The organism is Shewanella sp. SP1S1-7 (assembly GCF_031932105.1).
Lineage (GTDB): Bacteria > Pseudomonadota > Gammaproteobacteria > Enterobacterales > Shewanellaceae > Shewanella > Shewanella baltica.
In genome coordinates this window covers 1-1,344 of record NZ_JAUOEU010000068.1, presented here as the reverse complement: position 1 = coordinate 1,344, position 1,344 = coordinate 1, and the positions used below count along the sequence as shown (strand labels likewise).

General features: G+C 48.7%; 1 protein-coding gene. It reads left to right on the top strand.

From position 1 onward, the window contains the following. Positions 1–60: 60 nt before the first annotated feature. The coding region (locus tag Q4Q49_RS22085) for an IS4 family transposase (protein ID WP_312000455.1) at positions 61–1,344 on the top strand (1,284 nt) is incomplete at its 3' end.

Here is a 1,344-nt window from a genome sequence, read left to right as displayed (position 1 = left end):
GTTGAACGATCTTTCAAGGGCTTCATAATCAGCCGCAACCTAAGTTGCGGCTGATTTTTTATGTCTGAATTTTCTAAAGAGCTACTCGTTACTGCGGAATTTTGCCAATCGCAGGATATTGATGTATTCGCCAAACATGTTCCCATGGATTGGGTGACTGAGGCTGTGCAACAAACTGGCAGGGCATCGCTTCGAACCCGCCGTTTCCCTGCAGAGCAAGCGGTTTGGTTGGTTCTAGGCATTGGTTTGATGCGTAATCGCTCGATTCAGCAAGTCTGTGATACGCTCTCACTGGCGTTTCCCGACGCCAAGGGGGAGCTCCCGCCACTGGCGACCAGTAGCATCATCAAAGCCAAAGAAAAGTTGGGTTCAGAGCCCATGCGTTATCTGTTCAAAACAACCGCTGCACAGTGGGAAACACAGTGCGAATTTGATGAGATAGCGGGATTGAAATTGCTCAGTGTTGATGGGACGTATTTTAAGACGCATAACACTGAAGAAAACCATCACTTTGGCTTTGCACAAAGCACGGCTTCTTTTCCCTCTGTGCTGGCGGTCACCTTAATGTCTACGCGTAGCCACTTACTTTCTGATGCGGCTTTCGGGCCTGTTACCCACAGTGAAATTCACTATGCCCAGCAATTGGTTGGCTCAGCTCCCGAGCATTCGCTCACGTTGTTTGACCGTGGGTTTATGTCTGCCGAATTGCTCATCAGCTGGCAAGGAAGCGGTGCAAACACCCATTGGTTAACCCCGATAAAGTCTAAGACCCGCTATCAAATTATCGAGTCATTCTCAGAGTATGACCATCTGATTGAGATGCCGGTATCACCCCAAGCTAAACAGCAAGCGCCTTATCTGGGGGAGAGCTGGCAAGCCCGCCTTATCCTTATTCCGTCACCCAAAGGTGATATCAAAGGGTTTATCACGTCATGTCTATGCCCCAACACTTATCCAGTGAACGATTTGCTCAAGGTGTATTGGCAGCGATGGGAGATAGAGAGGGGTTATGGCGAGCTGAAGCAATATCAACTGGAAAATAAACCTATCCTGCGCAGTAAGAAGAAGGATGGGGTGTATCAAGAATTATGGGGGATCTTGACGACCTACAATATTGTTCGGCTAGAGATGGCCGCAATGGCAGTACAGCATAAAGTTGAGCCACAGAGGATAAGTTTCATTAATGCCCTGTTTTTAATCCAGGATGAGTTTGGTTGGAGCGACAGAGGGAGTCCAGGAGCGATCCCACAGCACTTAAAACGACTGAGGGAAAATGGCAAGAGGTTGATTTTACCCGCGAAGAGGAAGCGGCCCAGCTACCCGCGTGTGGTGCTAAAGAAAACA